The organism is Photobacterium ganghwense, assembly GCF_017329545.1.
Lineage (GTDB): Bacteria > Pseudomonadota > Gammaproteobacteria > Enterobacterales > Vibrionaceae > Photobacterium > Photobacterium ganghwense.
The window spans coordinates 1,809,520-1,828,535 of sequence record NZ_CP071325.1; the positions used below are offsets into that span (position 1 = coordinate 1,809,520).

Consider the following 19,016-nt stretch of genomic DNA (forward strand, 5'->3'; position numbering starts at 1 on the left):
TTCAGCGCTTCATTTTGGTGCCTCCAGTAAGAATAGTGCACTAAAAAAGCCCTAATGGCGTATGACCGCACCATTAGGGCTAACTGGTTCATTCAGATTAGGTTTTTGTTGTTATAAGCTGTGTTTCTTTTGCTTGAAGCCCGCTTTATTAGTCAGTTCAGGTTCCCCGCCGTGGAGAACCAGATGACGCTGCACCAGATCGTGGCAGCGCAAACTAAGCCACCAGCATCAAGCGTACCCTCAAGGGCGTTCACCTTCCGCCAGACGACGCTCAATATCGGCTACAACGTCTGGCAAATCCGCAATGGTATCAATTTGGTAATGTGCACCAGAATGGGCAAAGGCATCCTGCGCTTTGGCTCGCGCGGCAGCCAGCGTCGCTTCATCAGACGCTTCAAACTCCGCTTGAGTCAGACCCGCTTCGTTACCGGACAACAGCAGGGCGACCGTCCACATACCGGCATTCAGACCTTCTGTAATACCCGGCACAGAGTCATCCACTTTAATACACGCTTTGACATCACTGACCTGAAGCTCAATCATGTTCTGCAGCACCATGTAAGGTGCCGGACGACCGCCCGCAGCTAAGTCATCAGTTGCAACCGCGCAATCCGGGCTATAACCATTCGCTTTTGCGGCTGGGATGAGAGCGTCCAGCACGACACGCGGATAGCCGGTACATGAACCAATTTTAATGCCCTGCTCGCGCAGACCATCCACAACGGCTTTCGCACCAGGGATCAAATCCGCATGCTCACCGACCTTCGCTACCTGGAGCGGCATGAAGGTTTGATAAATCTTATCGATATCCGCTTTTTCCATCGCCCGGCCAAACTGAGCCTGCCAGCGCTGACTGACACTCGGCAGCGCACCAACCGCCTGAATGTGATCCCACTTACCGAGTCCCATCGGAACACGCGCTTCTTCCAGGGAAATGTCGAAGTCGTATTCACGGCGGAATGCTTCCACAAAAATGGTGGTAGGTGCAAACGAGCCAAAATCAACAATTGTACCGGCCCAGTCAAACATTACCGCCTGAACATACTTAGTCATGGTTCTATCCTTTTCTGTGTGAGGAGCCGCCCCGGGCTAACTGCACAATTATCGGGCAAACTCAGAGTTCAATCTTCTTTGATGTAAATAATGGTGATTCAACTGCCGCTAGCAGTTGTGCTGTAAATCCGATACTTCCCGGATTGCCTGTTCGACAATGTCCAAAGCGTGCTCCAGCTCGCCCCGCTCAATAATCAACGGTGGGCTAAGCTGCAAAACGTTACCCTGTGACACTTTAAAGCTGAGTCCCAGCTCAAGGCAGCGATACAAAATAGATTCGGCTTCATCCAAGGCGCGCCTTTTCGCTTCACGGCAGGTCACCAGCTCGATTCCCCAGAGCAGCCCCATTCCCCGAATGTCGCCAATCAGTGAATAGCGCGACTGCATTGCCCGGAGCCTGTCACGCACGTAGGCCTCATCGTCTTTAACTTTGGCCAGCAGTGATTCCTGCTCAATGACTTCTATCGTGGCCAGCGCAGCGGCGCAGCCCACCGGACTTTTCTCATGGGTGTAATGCCCCAGCGATACCTGTGAAGCCGTGTTGTATTTGTCTTTGGTCAGCATGGCCGCCATCGGGACGATGCCCCCGCCCAATCCTTTTCCAATACAAAGGATATCCGGTTCGATACCAAAAGCCTGATACGTAAACCAGTGACCGGTTCGGCCCATGCCGTTCGGTATGTCATCGATGATCAGCAACACATTGTGCTTGTCACAGATTTCTCGGATACGCTGCCAGTAGGCGCGGCTTGGAATTTGTACATCGGTATTTCGCAGTCCTTCAGCGATAAATGCACCGACGCCGCCCTCTTTTTCGATTACATATTCCAAATAGTCCGCATAGTGCACATCACTGCCATCCGGTGACGGGAAAGCACCCCGGTAGGTGATCGCAGGCGGAATTCGCTCCACTCCGGCCAGTAACGGCCCCATACCTTCACGAAAACACGCTTCCCCGCCGACCGCAATCGCATCCAGGGACGCCCCGTGGAATGAGTCCCACAGCGACACCACTTTGTAATTACCGGTAACATGGCGAGCCAGCTTCAGTGCCATCCCGACAACCGACGTTCCTCCCGGCGCAAACAGTACCCGGTTCAGTTCCCCCCCGGCGATTTCTGTCAGCTTTTTCGCGCAATCAATCGCTGTCTGATTGGTAAACCGGCGCGGTGAGAACGGCAACGCTGCGATCTGATTCTGAATCCGGTTCACCACGTGCGGATGCCCGTAACCCACCTGATGGACATTGTTGCCATGAAAATCCATATACCGTTTACCAGCGGCATCCCGCAGGTAAATCCCTTCCGCTTCAACCAGCGCATCAAGGCATGGCGTTGACATTGACTGGTGCAGGAAATACCGGCTGTCCTGCTCCAGCATTTGTTGGGTCGTGGGGTCCGCAATACTTTGCGTCCAGCGTTGCCGGGCCGGCGTAATATTGGTATCCCCTTCGCTGCGCAGTAACTGTGCCGACAGCGATGATTGCGAGTGGACCTGAGTAGACATGTTCAGAGCCTTTCTTTCCCGTGATTCTTTAAGCCTGCGCTTCGTTGAGTCATGCTTCTTTTATTACCAACGCATCCGTAAATTAATGCGTCTTTACAGCCATCACTTTCAGGCCCAGTACATTGACGCACGAATTGCATCAATCAGGCGGTGCATGTCTTGGTTGTGAACGTCACCGATATTTCCGATACGGAAGCAATCAGCGTTAGAAACCTTACCCGGATAGATAACAAAGCCTTTTTCTTTCAGCAGCGTGTAGAAACGTTTGAAATCATACTCAGCATGTTCCGGTGAGTAGAAAGACGTAATGATGGGTGAATGCAGCGATGCGTCCAGCAGACAACGGAAACCCAGTGATTCCATACCTTCAACCAAAATTCTCTGATTGGTATGGTAGCGCTGATAACGTGCCGCTACGCCACCCTCGTCAGCCAACTCAATCAGGGCCTGATGGAAAGCTCGAACCGTATGCGTCGGTGAGGTAAAACGCCATTTACCCTGATTTTTTTCCATGCATGCCCACTGATCAAACAAGTCCAGAGACAGCGAACGGGCACGACCACGGCATTGTTCCAGTTCCGCCTGCTTGGCTATCACAAACCCGAAACCCGGTACGCCCTGAATGCATTTGTTGGCCGAGCTGATCATAAAATCAACACCCATCACACCGATATCCATTGGGATCCCACCGAAACTGGACATCGCATCCAGAATCATGATTTTGTTTCGGGCTTTTACTACATCACATACCGCAGCAACTGGGTTCAACATACCGGTCGTGGTCTCACAGTGAACCATGGCAACGTGTGTGATGGCCGGATCCTGATCCAGTTGCTGAGCAATATAGTCAGCGTCAGGCTGCGCCACTTCACCGAGATCCAGCACTGTATGGGCAATGTTGAGGTACTGGGCAATCTGGCCGATACGCTCACCATATGCACCGTTATTGATCACCAGTAACTTACCGTCAGTCGGTATGACACTACCAATAGTCGCTTCTACTGAAGCGGTTCCGCTGCCCTGCATCAGGACACTTGTATAACCTTCCGATTCTGTTGCCAGCGCCACCAGTTGCTGACGGATCACCTCTACAACCCCTTTGTTGTATTCATCATCCCAGGTACACCAGTCTTTTAGCATGGCTTCACGTACTGTACGGCTGGTTGACAGTGGGCCCGGTGTCAGCAACAGATATTGATTATCCAAGTTTTCCATTTTTCTCTTCCAATTTTGGACTATACCAGATTGATTAAACTATACCGACCCGGATTATTTTGTGTAAATCCCCGGCCGGGACATTTCACAAAATCTTCATATGTCACTTTCATGACAAATTTGCGCTGATTAGCCGGAATTTGTCGTCAAATCCCTTTCAATAAAATTGTTAGCAAAATGCAATATTCCAATCATCTAACTGTCATCTTTCCTTCCTAGCATCATCCGGGTCGAAAACATCTGGTAAAGACCAGTTTGGTCGCCAATATCATTCATGGAGAAAGAACGATGAAAAACCGTTGGATTATTGCCCCTCTGACTGCAATTGCAGCCCTGACCGCTTCTTCTGCATTTGCAGCTGAGGAACTGACGGTCTACACAGCATTCGAAACTGACATGCTGGCGAACTACAAAAAGACCTTCGAAAAAGCTAACCCAGACATCAAAATCAAATGGGTTCGCGATTCAACCGGTATCATGACAGCCAAACTGCTGGCAGAAAAAGACAACCCGCGTGCTGACGTCGTCTGGGGTCTGGCAGGTTCATCAATGGCGCTACTGAAAGAAGAAGGTGTGCTGAAGCCTTACTCACCAAAGGGGCTGGCTGACGTTCGTCCAAGCATGGTGGATCCACAGGACAACAAAGCCTGGTTCGGTAACGATGCCTTCTTTAATGCGGTCTGTTTCAATGAAATGGTCGCCAAAGCTCAAGGCCTGCCAAAACCGGAAAGTTGGGACGACTTACTCAAGCCTGTTTACAAAGGCCACATCGCGATGCCAAACCCGGCTTCATCCGGCACCGGCTACATGCAGGTTTCCGCCTGGATCCAATCTATGGGTGAGCAACAAGCATGGACCTACATGGAGAAACTGGACAACAACATCGCGCACTACACACATTCTGGCTCTAAGCCATGTGTTCAGGCCGGTATGGGTGAAGTGGCTATCGGCATTTCAATGGCGCTTCGCGGAGCAACCCTGAAAACACAAGGTGCCCCTATCGACATCATCCTGCCAAAAGGCGGTGTGGGCTGGGAAGCTGAAGCCGTGGGTCTGGTGAACACGAAATCTGACGCTGCGAAACGTCTGGTTGACTGGTCAGTTTCGAAAGATGCGAACAAGCTGTACAGTGAGTACTACCCGGTTGTGGCACACAAAGACGTGAGTGCGCCAGTGAAGAATTACCCGGATGTAGAAAAAGCGATGCTGAATCTGGACTTCGGCAAAATGGCAGTCAGCCGTGAAGCCGTGCTGAAAACCTGGTCTGAGAAGTTCGACGCGAAATCTGAGCCTCGCTCATAAACGTTGGCCTAATCAGCACAAACAAAAAAAGCGTGGTGACGACAGTCACCACGCTTTCGTTTTTCTCTTAAACAGTCTGGCAACGCATCATAACTGATAATGCGCATAAGAGAGGCTCACCTGTTGTTCTTGTTGTTGTGCACTCTCTTGCTGCTCTTTGCGGGCATCCAGCTTTGCCAGCTCTTTTTTCATTTCAGACAGCTCACGCTCCATATAAGAGATATTGCGAATTAACATTTGTCTTTCCATGCTTCATTCCTTATGAAGTAAGTGTAACTTTCAGGGCCCCACCTGCCCGCATTCCCAGGTGGCCTCAAAGCATTAATGGATAGACTGGCCTACACCTTTCTGGTCAGTCCCCCCTCAGACATCGACATATTGAAGCTTCCGGGAAACAAAAAACGTGGCTTGCTCGTCATACTGCTTATTTTTGTACAACAAAAAATGCCGCATTCAGCACTGGTTAAGTATGGTCAGCCCGGACAAGATTTTCCATGTCAAAAATGTCTTTTTATCGTAAAACGCTTGTCATTTAAGTGTCATGCTGCGCCTTTAAATTTGGTATATACCAAATTTAAAGAGAAACAACATGGAAACGTATCTGAAGATTGAACATGTCAGTAAGCAGTACGGTCAGTTTACTGCGCTGAACGACATCTCCCTTGATATCCGCAAAGGCGAATTTATCTGTTTTCTGGGGCCGTCGGGTTGCGGTAAAACCACACTGCTGCGTGCCATTGCCGGACTGGATCTGGCCTCTTCAGGCAAAATTACCCAAGGTGGTAAAGAAACCACGTTCCTTTCCCCTGAAAAACGCGATTTCGGGATCGTTTTTCAGTCTTATGCCCTGTTTCCTAACCTTACCGTGTCAGAAAACATCGGCCTTGGCCTGCGTAATCAGGGCAAGGACAACAAAACCGTCGATGACGCCGTCAATCACTGGCTGGAAGTTATCGGTCTGCCCGATGCTGGTATCAAGTACCCGAACCAACTTTCCGGCGGTCAGCAACAGCGTGTCGCACTGGCTCGCGCCTTATCATTATCACCAGGTTTGTTACTGCTTGATGAACCTTTGTCCGCCCTTGATGCAAAAGTGCGATCTCACCTGCGTGATGAAATCCGTCGCCTGCAACGCAAACTGGGGATCACCACCATCATGGTGACGCACGATCAGGAAGAAGCGCTGGCAATGGCTGATCGCATCGTGGTGATGAATCACGGCGTCATTGAACAGGTTGGCACCCCACAGGAAATCTACCAGAAACCGGCCTCACGATTCGTGGCTGACTTCGTGGGCAACATGAATTTCATTCCGGCGTCTGTGGTCAGCGAGCAAGACATCCGTATTGGTGAAACCCTGCTGCCAAAACCGTGTGACAGCCTGAAACGCGGCGTGCAGTTCGAACTGGGAATGCGCCCGGAAGACCTTCACTTCCTGGAAATCGGAAAACAAACCGCTTCCAGTTTCCCGGTCAAGATTGAAGAGCTGGAGTTTCAGGGCACCTATGTACGGGCTGAATGCCGCGTGCAGGGGGAATATCAGGGCGGCACGATCAAAGTAGATGTCCCTATCCGTGAATTACGTGAACTGGCGCTGGAACGCGGCCATTACCACTTCGTCAATCTGTCGAACAAACACGCCCATATTTTTCAGGCGCAAGCATGAATTCGGGCATGGACACAGGAAGAGAAACTGTAATGGATACTGGAATGAGCACGTTAAGTCCCCAAGAGACGGCCAAACGACAATCGCCAATGAACACGCAAACGGCACCAATAACAACACGCCAGCGACTGGCACAATTTTCCGCCTCTCTCAGTAAAGATAACCTGATCCTCGGCACCGTTCTGCTGCTGATTCTGGCCATACTGGGCACCTTTGTAATTGGTCCGCTGTTCGCCATGCTGCAAAAAAGCGTGCTCAATGCGGACGGAGAGTTCGTCGGACTTGCTAACTTTGTCACGTACTTTGCTTCACCGGCCCTGTGGCAGTCCTTGCAAAATACCCTGACCCTAGGGATCATCGTCACACTGTGCGTCGGGCTACTGTCATTTGGTTATGCCTTTGCGCTGACCCGCAGCTGTATGCCACTGAAAGGCCTGTTCAGTATTCTGGGCTCTGCACCTATTCTGGCGCCATCTCTGCTGCCGGCGATCAGTCTGATCTATCTGTTCGGTAATCAGGGGATCGCCAAAGATCTGCTCATGGGCCATTCAGTATACGGTCCGATCGGGATCGCCATGGGCCTGATCTTCTGGACGTTTCCTCACGCCGTGATGATTCTGACTACCTCACTGCGCACCTCGGATGCTCGTCTGTACGAGGCAGCCAAAGCGCTCAATACCTCATCCCTGAAAACCTTTTTCATTGTTACTTTGCCAGCCGCGAAATATGGCCTGATCAGCACCCTGATCGTGGTGTTTACCCTCGTGGTGTGTGATTTCGGGGTACCGAAGGTAATCGGCGGCAGCTACAACGTACTGGCGACGGACATCTTCAAGCAAGTTGTCGGTCAGCAGAACTTCTCGATGGGTGCCGTCACCAGCGTATTGCTACTGTTGCCTGCTCTGCTCGCCTTTGTGGCCGACCGCTGGGTACAGAAAAAACAACAGGGGCTGTTTGATTCCCGTTCGGTGGCTTACGTGCCAACACCGAGCCCGGTACGAGACGGCCTGTGCTTCCTGTTCTGCGCCACTCTTTCGGTGATGATCCTGGCCGTGATCGGTATGGCGGTCTATGGCTCTCTGGTGACCTTCTGGCCCTGGAACCTGACGCTCAGCCTGAACAACTACAATTTTGAGCAGTTCAGTACTTATGGCTGGGAACCGTATTTCAACTCGCTGCACCTGTCTGGCATGGTCGCTTTGCTGGGAACGGTGGTGATTTTTATCGGGGCGTACTGCATTGAAAAAGGCCGCCTGTTCGCCCCGCTGCGCAGCCTGCTGCAAATGCTCGCCATCCTGCCTATGGCTGTACCGGGCATGGTTCTGGGTCTGGGCTACATCTTCTTCTTTAACGATCAGGCAAACCCGCTGACGATGTTGTACGGCACCATGGCCATTCTGGTGATCAACACCGTGATTCACTACTACACGGTCGGACACATGACGGCACTGACGGCACTGAAACAGCTGCCAGCCGAGGTCGAAGCCATTTCTGCATCCATCAAAATGCCGCAATACAAGGTGTTTTTCAAAGTCACGGTGCCGGTTTGTCTGCCAGCCATCCTCGACATTGCGGTTTACCTGTTCGTGAATGCCATGACAACCACCTCTGCCATTGTCTTCCTGTATGCGACCGACACCCTGCCTGCGTCTGTATCGGTACTGAATATGGACGATGCCGGTCAGACCGGTCCGGCCGCTGCGATGGCTGTTATGATTCTGCTGACGGCCGCAGGCGTGAAACTGCTGCAAGTGGGTAGCCACCAATTGATTGAGCGTTACACCCAGGCGTGGCGCAAACGCTAACCGCCTCAGTGATTTTGGCGCAGGCTGCCACAACTTGCCTGTTTGCCTGCCGGGCCGTAACTCCCTGACTAATAAATCCATTATTAGAAAGCGTTGCGGCCCGATTCAACAAACCGTCATACTCATCGATTACCGTCCTAGTGCCGTTGGGTTTGTGCTTACAGCCGGTCAAGCAAGCCTGATATAATGCCAATCCAATTAACCGCCCGCAGGTGCCGTTAATCGAATTTGCATTCTGATAAGGTGAATTGTGCAATATCTGAAAATCATGGAAGCCATCAACGAGCAGATTGATGCCGGTCTGTTGGTTGCCGGAAATAAACTGCCTGCAGAGCGAAAGCTGGCAGAGTCTTTCAATACCACGCGTGTGACATTACGTGAATCTCTCGCGCTGCTGGAAGCCGAAGGAAAGCTGTACCGGGAAGACCGACGCGGTTGGTTTGTCTCGCCGCAACCGCTGCGATACGACCCTACCTACACCACCAATTTTCCGGAAATGGCACGCCAGCAAGGCCGGACGGCACGCAGTGAACTGATTCAGGCCCGGTTGATCCCGGCCAGCCGTCGTGCGGCATCGCTGCTCAAAGTTCCGCCCTTGTCGGAAGTTTACCGTATCGATCGGGTTCGTTTTCTCGAAAACCGCCCTGTGGTGGTAGTGACCAACTTTATCCTGCCGCGCTTTTTCCCTGGCTTGCTGGAAAGGTCGTTTACCCACTCGCTGACAACTATCTACCGGGAAGAGTACGGCGTGCTGTATTCCAAAACACGCTACCGGGTCAGAACCACTTCGTTACTCGGTGACACGGCCCAGCATCTGCGTGCTACGGCAGGTAGCCCGGCGATGCTGGTCGAGCGACTGAACTACGACCAGCACGGCAATGTGATTGACTGTGATCTGGAATACTGGCGACACGATGCGATCAGCATTGAGTCTACCGCTACGCTCGACTAAAACCTTGACTCACCATCGCGGTGGCCAAACGTGTTTGCCACACCACAGCTTTAACCCCTGATAAAACAAAAAGCCCGGACCAATTGGCCCGGGCTTTGTTTATACGGGTGTCTCATGGATAACCGTGTGCTTATCCATCAACCGTGTTTTTTTAACAACCGTGGTTTTTATCCAACAACCGTGGTTTTAGGCAACAGCAATGAAGAACACGGCTGTCGAGATAATACCGATCAGTGCATATGGCAGCTGAGTCAGCGCGTGTTGCATCGCCGTACAACCAGAGCCTTGTGCTGACAGAACTGTTGAGTCACTGAAGAAGCACGAGTGGCTGCCCGCGGCTGATGCTGACAGTAGCGCGCCCACAGTGATGTGAACCGGCACCCCAAGATGCTCACCCAGCGGGAACACGATTGGCATCGCTACCGCAAACAGTCCCCAGGACGATGCTGTCGCAAACACCAGCCCTGTCATCACCAGGAAGATAATCACCGGGAAGAAGCCAGGTGACATCCATGGTGACACCGCTTCAATCACGTATTGCGTCAGACCCAGCTGATCGTTCACGTTTTTCAGCATGAAACCACCCACTACTGTTGCCAGTGGCACCATCATCACTTTGATACCGTCGTAGATAGCATCAAACATGGTGTCCAGGCTCAGCAGTCGCTGAATACCGTAGAAGAAAATGGTGAACATGATTGCCGCAAATACGCCAGCCAGCAGGTCAATGTCAAAGTACCAGCTCGCACCAACCAGCACGACCATTGGCAGTACAAAGTTCATCACACCCAGGAACGCATTCGGATGAGGCTCAATGTTGTCACCGAAGTTGATCTCAGTCGCGCCTTCGGGCTTCACCTGTCCGCTCTTGGCACGTGCTTCCGCCACTTTCATCGCGCCCATGTCAGGCAGTTTGTCAGTTGCGACCAGCAGTACCACCACCAGCGTTACCCAGCCGTAAGCCATGTAAGGAATCGCCTGAATATACACACCCAGACCACCCCCGGTTTCGGCCACGTTGTTATCTTCCAGCAGGGAACTGAAGAACACCGCCCAGGTTGAGATAGGAATGATGATACAGATGGGTGCCGCCGTTGAATCGACCAGGTACGCCAGTTTCTCGCGAGAGATCTTGTAGCTGTCGGTGATGCGTTTCATTGATGATGAGATGGCAATTGCATTCAAGTAATCATCAATGAATACCAGAATCCCCAACAGGAAAGTCAGCAACATTGACTGCTTGCGGCTCTTCACTTTGGTGACCAGCGCACTGCTCAGGCTAAGAATACTGCCGCCTTTTTCGAGGATGGCAATCAGACCACCCATCAGACCACACACCAGAATAACCCAGGCGATCGTCTCATCCATCATCACGCTGAGAGAGACATCGACGACCCCGCCAACCAGGTTTGCCGGATCAATCATCAGCAAGCCCATGATCGCACCACTGAACAGGGCTTCAACTGTCCTGTGAGTGATCAACGCAAACGCAAGGACAAACAGGGTCGGTAACAGGCTTACCCAACCGTAAGCCTCACCCTGTATATGGTTGTTACCGATAATGACAAAGGTAGCAATGGCGCCAAAAACGGCGACCAGATAGAACCAATAGCTATTGCTGGGCTTGACGGGGGTATCAAGCACTGTGTTTTGGGTCGTCATACAGATTCCTTCCTTTATTTTGGTCTTTGCTAAGCTGTGTGCAGCATCCATTCAACTTCTAATGGCGTGACCGCAGTTTCAAATTCAGTCAGTTCGCTTTGCTTACAGGCTGAATAAATGTGAATAAATTCCTCTGATAGATACTGTCCGAATTCGCCCTGTTCCAGTTCAGCCAATGCATCAGACATTCGGGTCGGAATCGAGGCCGCATTCTTGCTTAATGGCGGTGGGCACTGCTCCGGAGTAAAGTGCGGAGCCGCAAGAACACTTGACAACACCACTGACGCCAGAACATACGGGTTTACATCGGCGCCGGCAATACGGTGCTCAATACGACGGTTACTGCTGTCACTCATCGGAATGCGAAGCGCAACACCACGGTGGTTTTCGCCCCAGTCTGCTTTTGTCGGAGTATACGACCCGAGCGAGAAACGGCGGTAAGAGTTCACATTCGGGCACAACAGTGCAATAGAACTTGGAATGGCGTGAATCATCGCCGCCAGCGTCTGGTAAAACAGCGGGCTGGCATCCCCATTCGAGTTCGAGAACAAGTTTTCGCCATGCTCATCCACCACACTCATATGAATGTGCTGACCATTACCGGCTTCATGCGCAAAAGGTTTCGCCATGAACGTCACATCAAAGTTGTGCTGATGCGCAACCTGACGGATCAGACGCTTGGCAAAAATCAGCTGATCACACGCCTTGAGCACATCGTCGGTATGGTTGAAGTTGATCTCAAACTGACCCGGCGCCGATTCTGACAGCGCACCGGACGTATTCAGATCCTGCTTCTGCGCTGCAGTATTAAGGTCAGACAGGAACGCCGCGTAATCATCAAGGCTGTCGATGTCATACACTGCCGTGTCTTTTTCCTGACGATTCTTAGTTGGGTTATGTGCCGGTCGCACCAGCCCGTTTTCCGCCCGCTTCTTATCGACCAGATAGAACTCCAGCTCCAGCGCGATAACCGGGTATTTTCCGTCTTTATGTAGCGTGTCCAGGATCTGCTCCAGCACGTTTCGAATAAACAGACGGCTTGGCTTCTCGCCGGAGCTGTCCATCATCGAAAGCAAAAGCTGCGCCACACTTGGATTGGCAGTCGGCGTCAGCGTGCCCGGAATCGGCATACAGATATGATCCGGTTCACCCAGCGCTTCTCCCAGCCCGGCTTCTTCAATCACGCTCCCTGCATTGCTCAGTGTGATTGTTGAAACCGGCAGTGGTACACCATTCACCACCTTCTTCAAGGCATTGACAGGAATACGCTTCCCGCGAGGGGTGGCATTAATGTCGGTAAAAACGAGATCCACAAATTCGGTTTCAGGCCATTTTTGTAAAAAATTTTTAATTTCAGATTCGAATGTATCCATACAATTGTCTCCGGCTAATTTTTCATCGCCTGTCATATTCAACCGAACGCAAAAATTAATTATTTAGAACACACCATCGAATGTTACAACTAAGCAAAAAGAAAAATATTCCTTATTTTTTAATTGTTTATTCTCTGATTGCGCATTTCAATTGACTCAAGCGAGTAACAAATTATTAACACAACGATCGAGTTTTGCTCAATATTTTAAACACTATTTTGGTGATTAAATGGCATTTCAGCGATCACAATCACAAAATTTCATTCTTTTTGAGCATGAACGTTGCGTAAATCGATTACGTTTTGTAACGTCAATGTTAAATATTTCGAACAAGAAGTGTTAGACAAAAATGAATAGATCACCAGTCATCGCCATCGTTAGCTGTCAGAAGAAATTGAATGGTTATTTAATTCAATCGGTTAATGAGTTTTATATTAATGCTGTCACTGACTTTGGCGGGATCCCGGTTCTGTTACCGGCGGCACTGAACAAAGATGCGCTGGGCACACTGTGCGAACAATTTGACGGCTTCCTGTTTCCGGGCAGTCACTCCAACGTTGCGCCACACCGCTATCAGGCCACGCATGATGAGGATTACACCGATGAAGGACGTGATGAACTCGCATTGCAGCTGATTCGCACCGCTATAGAGCAACGTATCCCTGCTTTGGGGATTTGCCGTGGCTTCCAGGAAATGAATGTGGCGTTAGGCGGCAGCCTGCACCCACACGTGCGCCATGTGGGTTATAACGACCACCGCGAAAATCCGTCAGAGGACTTTGCGGTTAAATACGGTCCGGCCCACCCGATTCATGTTGAACACGGCGGCCTGTTTTCTGACTGGCTGGGCGAGCAAAACACATTTAGCGTCAATACCCTGCACAATCAGGGGATCAATCAGCTGGCGCCTGGCTTACGCGTGGAAGGTTGCGCACCTGACGGCCTGATTGAAGCATTCAGTCTGCCTGAACACCCGTACTTTGTTGGTGTGCAATGGCACCCAGAATGGCAAGCAAAACACAATCAGTTCTCACAGTTTTTGTTCAGACACTTTATTATGGCTTCATCTCAACGTAATGGAGCCAAGAGAAGTGGACAACGAAGCGATAGGTAACAAAATAGCCAGTTTGCGTAAAGAGCACGGAATGTCTCAACGCGAACTGGCAGAGAAAGCACACATGACCAACAGTGCCATTTCATCGATTGAAAACGGCAAGGTCAGTCCATCTGTCAGTTCCCTGCAGAAAATCGTCAATGTGTTTTCTTTGTCGTTATCTGAGTTTTTCACGTTTGAACAAAACGAGAAGAAAGAAGCAAAGGTTGTACTCACTGCCGAAGAACTTGTTGAAATGGGCAGTGAAAGCGTATCGATGAAGCTGGTATGTAACGGCACCAAAGAACGCAAAATGGGTTTTCTGATTGAAGAATACAGCCCACATTCCAGTACCGGCGCGGCAGTGATTCAGCACGAGGGTGAAGAAGCCGGCACCGTACTGGAAGGCGAAATAGAACTGGAATACGGCGATAAAACTTATGTGATCAAGCAGGGAGAGTCTTACCTGATTGACACAACCATCGCCCACAAATTTACCAATAAATCCGACAGGGTCTGTAAGATCATCAGTGCTCACACGCCTGCGACTTTCTAGCGCCCTGTCCTGTTCAAGGAGAGCGTATGAAATCGCAGCAGGAATGGAAGCAACTGAAAGACCAAACCCGGCTTGAAACGCGGGCATTCATCAACGGGGAATATGTCAGTGCCGCTGACGGCGAGACATTCAGTAACATTAACCCTGCGACCGCTGAAACACTGGGCCAAATCGCACGCTGCAAACAACATGATGTTGATCTTGCTGTCTCATACGCCCGCCAGGCATTTGAAAACGGCTGCTGGCAACACCAGCCACCAGCCGCTCGTAAAAAAGTCCTCTACCGCTTTGCGGAACTGATTGACACTCACCGCGATACACTGGCGCTGCTGGAATCACTCGATACCGGCAAGCCCATTGCACACGCCCACTCGACCGATATTCCAGGTGCCGCAGCTTCTCTGCGCTGGTATGCCGAAGCCATTGACAAAGTGTACGGCGAAGTCGCCCCAACCGAACATGACGTTCATGCCTTTATTACCCATCAGGCGATGGGAGTAGTCGCCGCGGTTGTGCCATGGAACTTCCCGCTCTGGCTGGCCTGCTGGAAACTGGGACCTGCCCTGGCGGCAGGCAACAGCGTGATTCTGAAACCGTCAGAAAAATCGTCCCTGACTGCTATTTATCTGGGTCAGCTGGCCAATGAAGCCGGTCTGCCTGCCGGTGTGTTCCAGGTCATTCCGGGCTTGGGCCACGAAGCCGGTGAAGCACTGGCCCGTCATCACGATGTTGACTGTATTACCTTTACCGGGTCAACCAAGATTGCCGGACACCTGATGGTGTGCGCCGGTGAAACCAACCTGAAAAAAGTCTGGGCAGAAGCCGGTGGTAAGAACGCCAACATCGTCTTTGCCAACTACCAAGATCTCGACAAAGCGGCTGCCGAAGCGGCGGCGGGTTGTTTCTACAATCAGGGCGAAGTTTGTGTGGCTGCCACTCGTCTGTTGGTTGAAGAAAGCATCAAAGATGCCTTCATCGACAAAGTGGTATCAGCTGCGCAGCGTTTTGCGCCGAAAGATCCGCTCGACCCGACATCTTCGATGGGTGCACTGATCGACCAGGATCATAAAGACAAAGTGCTGTCCTACGTTGACCTCGCCCAGCAGGAAGGCGCTACTGTGCTGTGTGGCGGTGATGTGGATGCGAAAGGTGCCTTTGTCGCCCCGGTTATCCTCGACAACGTTACTAACCAGATGCGCGTTGCCCGTGAAGAAATTTTCGGCCCGGTACTGTGTGTGATTCCGTTCAAAGATGAACAGGACGCCATTCGTATTGCCAACGACTCCCCATACGGCCTGGGTGCCGCAGTATGGAGTTCTGACCTGAGCCAGGCACACCGTGTGGCCAAGCAGCTGGAAGCCGGTTCAGTATGGGTCAACAACTACAACGAAGGCGACATGACGGTGCCTTTCGGTGGCTTCAAAATGAGTGGCAACGGCCGTGACAAGTCACTGCATGCCATCGAGAAATTCACAGAAACCAAGACCACTTGGATCCGCTTGTAAAAATAAAAGGACGTGATTATGAACAAGCACACTGATTCTTACTACGCCAACTCCATCGACAATATGCCCGATTACCCGCAGTTGCAGGACCATATCGAGGCGGATATTTGTATCGTTGGAGCCGGTTTCTCGGGTCTCTCCTCTGCCCTGCACCTGAGCCAGAAGGGATTCAAAGTGGTCGTGCTGGAAAGTGCCAAGATTGGTTTCGGCGCGACCGGACGCAACGGCGGCCAGATTGTAAACAGCTACAGCCGTGACGTCGATGTTATCGAGAAGCGCTATGAGCCGAAAATCGCCAAAGCGCTATGTGACATGATTTTTGAAGGCGGCGACATCATCCGCGACCTGATCAACACCTACGATATCCAGTGTGATCATAAACCAGGCGGCGTATTTGCAGCACTGAACCATAAACAGATGCGTGGGCTGGAAGAGCACAAAACCAACTGGGAACGCTTTGGTAACGATCAGCTGAGTTTGCTGGACAAAAACCAGATGCGTGAAGCCCTGGGGACCGATGCCTATGTCGGCGGTATGCTGGATAACCGTGGTGGCCATATTCACCCGCTGAAGCTGGCTCTGGGCGAAGCAGCAGCTGTTACTCAGCTGGGTGGCCAGATTTTTGAACAATCCGCAGTCGTGCGTATCGAAAAAGGCGCCAAAGCTGTCGCGCACACCGCAAAGGGTTCCGTAAAAGCCAGTTACCTGGTTCTGGCCGGTAACGCCTATCTCGGCGGTCTGGCACCCAACATCAGTAACAAAGCGATTCCATGCGGCACGCAGGTCGTTGCTACCCAGCCGCTGACCGATGAACAACTGCAATCTGTGCTGCCATCTGACTACTGCGTTGAAGACTGCAACTACCTGCTTGATTACTTCCGCCTGACGGCTGACAAGCGCCTGCTGTTCGGAGGCGGTGTGGTGTACGGTGCCCGTGATCCGGAAAACGTCGAACAACTGATTCGTCCGAAGATGGAAGGGATTTTCCCGCAGCTGAAAGGCATCGGCATTGATTACGCATGGACCGGCAACTTCCTGCTGACCTACTCCCGCATGCCGCAGTTCGGCTGTTTTGATAACAATATTTACTACCTGCAGGGATACAGCGGCCACGGGGTTACCTGTACCCACCTGGCGGGCAAGCTGCTGGCTGAAACCCTAACCGGCCATGCCGAACGCTTTGATGCCTTTGCATCGCTGAAACACTATGCCTTCCCAGGCGGTCGCCACTTCCAGGTGCCGTTCACTGCACTGGGTGCGGCTTATTACAACCTACGAGACAAACTGGCTATTTAATAAAGGATTATCATTATGCCTAAAAACGTCACTTTTGCTGCCGTCCAGCTTTCTATCAGCTGGGATTTAGACAACAACCTGGAAAAGATTCGCCAGCATGTCCGTGAAGCAGCCGAGAACGGTGCTAACGTGGTGGTACTGCAAGAACTGTTCGCCGCTCCGTATTTCTGCAAGAAACAGGAAGCAAAATACTTCGAGCTGGCACAACCACTGGAAAACAGCCCGCTGATCAAATCCATGAGCGAGCTGGCCAAAGAGTGTGGCGTGGTTATTCCGGTCAGCTACTTCGAGAAATCCGGTAATACCTTCTTCAACTCACTGGTCATGATTGATGCCGATGGTACGGTGATGGACAACTACCGTAAATCGCACATCCCTGACGGCCCTGGCTACAGCGAGAAGTTCTACTTCAGCCCTGGCGACACTGGCTTCAAAGTCTGGGATACCCGCTTCGGTCGCTTCGGTGCCGGGATCTGCTGGGATCAGTGGTTCCCTGAGCTGGCGCGCAGCCTGGTGCTTCAGGGCGCGGAAGTGATCTTCTACCCAACCGCGATCGGCTCTGAGCCGCAGGATCCGACTCTGGACTCCCGCGATCACTGGCAGCGCACCATGCAGGGCCACTCTGCGGCAAACCTGGTACCGGTGATTGCTTCAAACCGTACCGGTGTGGAACTGGACGACGGTATTGAAACCACTTTCTACGGCTCCTCGTTTATCACCAACCACACCGGTGAAAAACTGGCCGAAGCCAGCCGTGATGAAGAAACCATCATCTATGCCACGATTGATCTGGAAGCCACGGCCAAAGCTCGCCACAGCTGGGGACTTTTCCGCGACCGTCGCCCTGAACTTTACCACCGCGTAAACAAGCTGAGTGATAACTGATTCAGAGAGATAAGGAGATCCCCGATGGAACTAGCCAGCACGCCTGCACAGGATGGCTTTTATTTCCCTGCCGAATTTGCCCGGCAGGAACAAGTCTGGCTCGCCTGGCCGGAGCGGACTGACAACTGGCGTAACGATGCCAAACCGGCGCAACGCGCGTTTGCTGATGTGGCCAATGCCATCGTGAAAACCGTCCCGGTATGCGTTGTTATCAGCAAATGGCAGGCAGAATATGCCCGCCAACTGTTGGATGATGCGATTTCACTGGAAATCATGCCGTATAACGATGCCTGGATGCGGGACATCGGTCCGACCATTCTGGTGAACGACCAAGGCGAGCGACGCGGCGTCAGCTGGCAGTTCAATGCCTGGGGTGGCGACTATAACGGGCTGTATGACTACTGGGAAGATGATGACCAGGTGGCGGCAGCCGTATGCGCCAAACTCGGTTTAGATCACTACCGTGCACCGTTTGTACTCGAAGGGGGTGCGATTCATACCGACGGTCAGGGCACACTTTACACGACAGAGGAATGTCTGCTGAGTCCGGGGCGTAACCCGTCCATGTCCAAAGCCGACATTGAGCAACAACTGGCCGAGTATCTCGGTATCCAAAAAGTCATCTGGCTGCCGAATGGCCTGTTCAATGACGAAACCGATGGCCACGTTGATAACCTGCTGCATGTGATTGCGCCGGGCAAAGTAGCACTGACCTGGACTGACAATGTCCGCGATCCGCAGTACACACTTTCCCGTGAGGCGCTGCGAGTACTGGTGAACAGTACCGATGCCCGCGGACGCCGGATTGAAGTGGTCAAGCTTCCGCTGCCGGGACCGCTGTATCTCAGTAAAGAAGAAGCAGAGGGTGTGATTCAGTCAGAGGGCATGAACCGTACTGAAGGGGAGCGTTTAAGCGGCTCGTACGCCAACTTCCTGATGATCAACCATACGGTGTTTATGCCACTGCTGGATCCGATCACCGATCGTCTGGCAATGCAATCCCTGCAGGATGCCCTGCCCGATTATCAGATTGTGGGTATCCCGGCACGAGAAATATTACTGGGTGGTGGCAACATTCACTGCATTACCCAGCAGATCCCAAGCGGATTATGACAAATTCAGGCCGCACGCAATGCGGCGGCCTGCT

General features: G+C 51.9%; 16 protein-coding genes. 10 read left to right on the forward strand and 6 right to left on the reverse strand.

Translation table 11 applies throughout. The features are described 5' to 3' along the window. Positions 1–240 precede the first annotated feature (240 nt). The 3 genes from phnX to phnW all read right to left on the reverse strand — a co-directional run bounded on the left by phnX (position 241) and on the right by phnW (position 3,765). Positions 241–1,053 carry a phosphonoacetaldehyde hydrolase gene (gene phnX / locus FH974_RS08385; RefSeq protein ID WP_047885474.1) on the reverse strand — a complete coding sequence of 271 codons (813 nt, stop codon included), beginning with the start codon at positions 1,051–1,053 and terminating at the stop codon, positions 241–243. Positions 1,054–1,161: 108 nt separating this feature from the next. Then, positions 1,162–2,559 (reverse strand): aspartate aminotransferase family protein, encoded by a 1,398-nt coding sequence (locus FH974_RS08390; RefSeq protein WP_047885475.1) that lies wholly within the window; start codon positions 2,557–2,559, stop codon positions 1,162–1,164. A gap of 108 nt (positions 2,560–2,667) precedes the next feature. Continuing rightward, positions 2,668–3,765 carry a 2-aminoethylphosphonate--pyruvate transaminase gene (gene phnW, locus FH974_RS08395; protein ID WP_047885700.1) on the reverse strand — a complete coding sequence of 366 codons (1,098 nt, stop codon included), beginning with the start codon at positions 3,763–3,765 and terminating at the stop codon, positions 2,668–2,670. 297 nt (positions 3,766–4,062) lie between these two features. Between phnW and FH974_RS08400 the strand changes: the two genes are divergently transcribed. Continuing rightward, entirely contained in the window at positions 4,063–5,076 is a 1,014-nt protein-coding gene (locus FH974_RS08400; protein WP_047885476.1) for a putative 2-aminoethylphosphonate ABC transporter substrate-binding protein, read from the forward strand. An 87-nt stretch (positions 5,077–5,163) separates the two neighbouring features. Here FH974_RS08400 and FH974_RS08405 read toward each other — a convergent pair whose 3' ends face one another. After that, positions 5,164–5,325: a hypothetical protein gene (locus tag FH974_RS08405; protein ID WP_157038321.1), complete on the reverse strand. Its 162-nt coding sequence runs from the start codon at positions 5,323–5,325 to the stop codon at positions 5,164–5,166. A 340-nt stretch (positions 5,326–5,665) separates the two neighbouring features. On the opposite strand from FH974_RS08405, the gene FH974_RS08410 reads away from it, so the two are divergent. From FH974_RS08410 to phnR, 3 genes are all read left to right on the forward strand, one after another. Continuing rightward, positions 5,666–6,742, forward strand: coding sequence for a putative 2-aminoethylphosphonate ABC transporter ATP-binding protein (locus FH974_RS08410; protein WP_207103178.1), 1,077 nt, complete (start codon positions 5,666–5,668; stop codon positions 6,740–6,742). 89 nt (positions 6,743–6,831) lie between these two features. After that, positions 6,832–8,547: a putative 2-aminoethylphosphonate ABC transporter permease subunit gene (locus tag FH974_RS08415; protein WP_047885479.1), complete on the forward strand. Its 1,716-nt coding sequence runs from the start codon at positions 6,832–6,834 to the stop codon at positions 8,545–8,547. A 250-nt stretch (positions 8,548–8,797) separates the two neighbouring features. Beyond that, positions 8,798–9,499, forward strand: a complete 702-nt coding sequence (gene phnR / locus FH974_RS08420) for a phosphonate utilization transcriptional regulator PhnR (protein ID WP_047885480.1) — start codon at positions 8,798–8,800, stop codon at positions 9,497–9,499. 186 nt (positions 9,500–9,685) lie between these two features. Here phnR and FH974_RS08425 read toward each other — a convergent pair whose 3' ends face one another. Both FH974_RS08425 and FH974_RS08430 read right to left on the reverse strand, forming a co-directional pair. Then, a complete protein-coding gene (locus tag FH974_RS08425; RefSeq protein WP_047885481.1) occupies positions 9,686–11,161 on the reverse strand; it encodes a Na+/H+ antiporter NhaC family protein in 1,476 nt (491 codons plus the stop codon). A 29-nt stretch (positions 11,162–11,190) separates the two neighbouring features. Continuing rightward, entirely contained in the window at positions 11,191–12,534 is a 1,344-nt protein-coding gene (locus tag FH974_RS08430) for a glutamine synthetase family protein (protein WP_047885482.1), read from the reverse strand. Between the two features lie 349 nt (positions 12,535–12,883). Between FH974_RS08430 and FH974_RS08435 the strand changes: the two genes are divergently transcribed. Genes FH974_RS08435 through aguA form a run of 6 tightly spaced genes read left to right on the forward strand, consistent with a single transcriptional unit; the run spans position 12,884 to position 18,982 of the window. Beyond that, positions 12,884–13,648 (forward strand): gamma-glutamyl-gamma-aminobutyrate hydrolase family protein, encoded by a 765-nt coding sequence (locus FH974_RS08435; RefSeq protein WP_047885483.1) that lies wholly within the window; start codon positions 12,884–12,886, stop codon positions 13,646–13,648. Further along, on the forward strand, positions 13,626–14,183 hold the full coding sequence (gene puuR / locus FH974_RS08440) for an HTH-type transcriptional regulator PuuR (RefSeq protein WP_047885484.1): 558 nt from the start codon (positions 13,626–13,628) through the stop codon (positions 14,181–14,183). The genes FH974_RS08435 and puuR overlap by 23 nt, the downstream gene beginning before the upstream one ends. Before the next feature lie 26 nt (positions 14,184–14,209). Then, positions 14,210–15,688 carry an aldehyde dehydrogenase gene (locus FH974_RS08445; RefSeq protein WP_047885485.1) on the forward strand — a complete coding sequence of 493 codons (1,479 nt, stop codon included), beginning with the start codon at positions 14,210–14,212 and terminating at the stop codon, positions 15,686–15,688. An 18-nt stretch (positions 15,689–15,706) separates the two neighbouring features. Continuing rightward, the gene (locus FH974_RS08450; RefSeq protein ID WP_047885486.1) at positions 15,707–16,984 is read left to right on the forward strand and encodes an NAD(P)/FAD-dependent oxidoreductase; all 1,278 of its coding nucleotides are present in this window, start codon (positions 15,707–15,709) and stop codon (positions 16,982–16,984) included. Between the two features lie 15 nt (positions 16,985–16,999). Then, positions 17,000–17,869, forward strand: coding sequence for an N-carbamoylputrescine amidase (gene aguB / locus FH974_RS08455; RefSeq protein WP_047885487.1), 870 nt, complete (start codon positions 17,000–17,002; stop codon positions 17,867–17,869). A 24-nt stretch (positions 17,870–17,893) separates the two neighbouring features. Then, the gene (gene aguA / locus FH974_RS08460) at positions 17,894–18,982 is read left to right on the forward strand and encodes an agmatine deiminase (RefSeq protein WP_047885488.1); all 1,089 of its coding nucleotides are present in this window, start codon (positions 17,894–17,896) and stop codon (positions 18,980–18,982) included. Positions 18,983–19,016 lie beyond the last annotated feature (34 nt).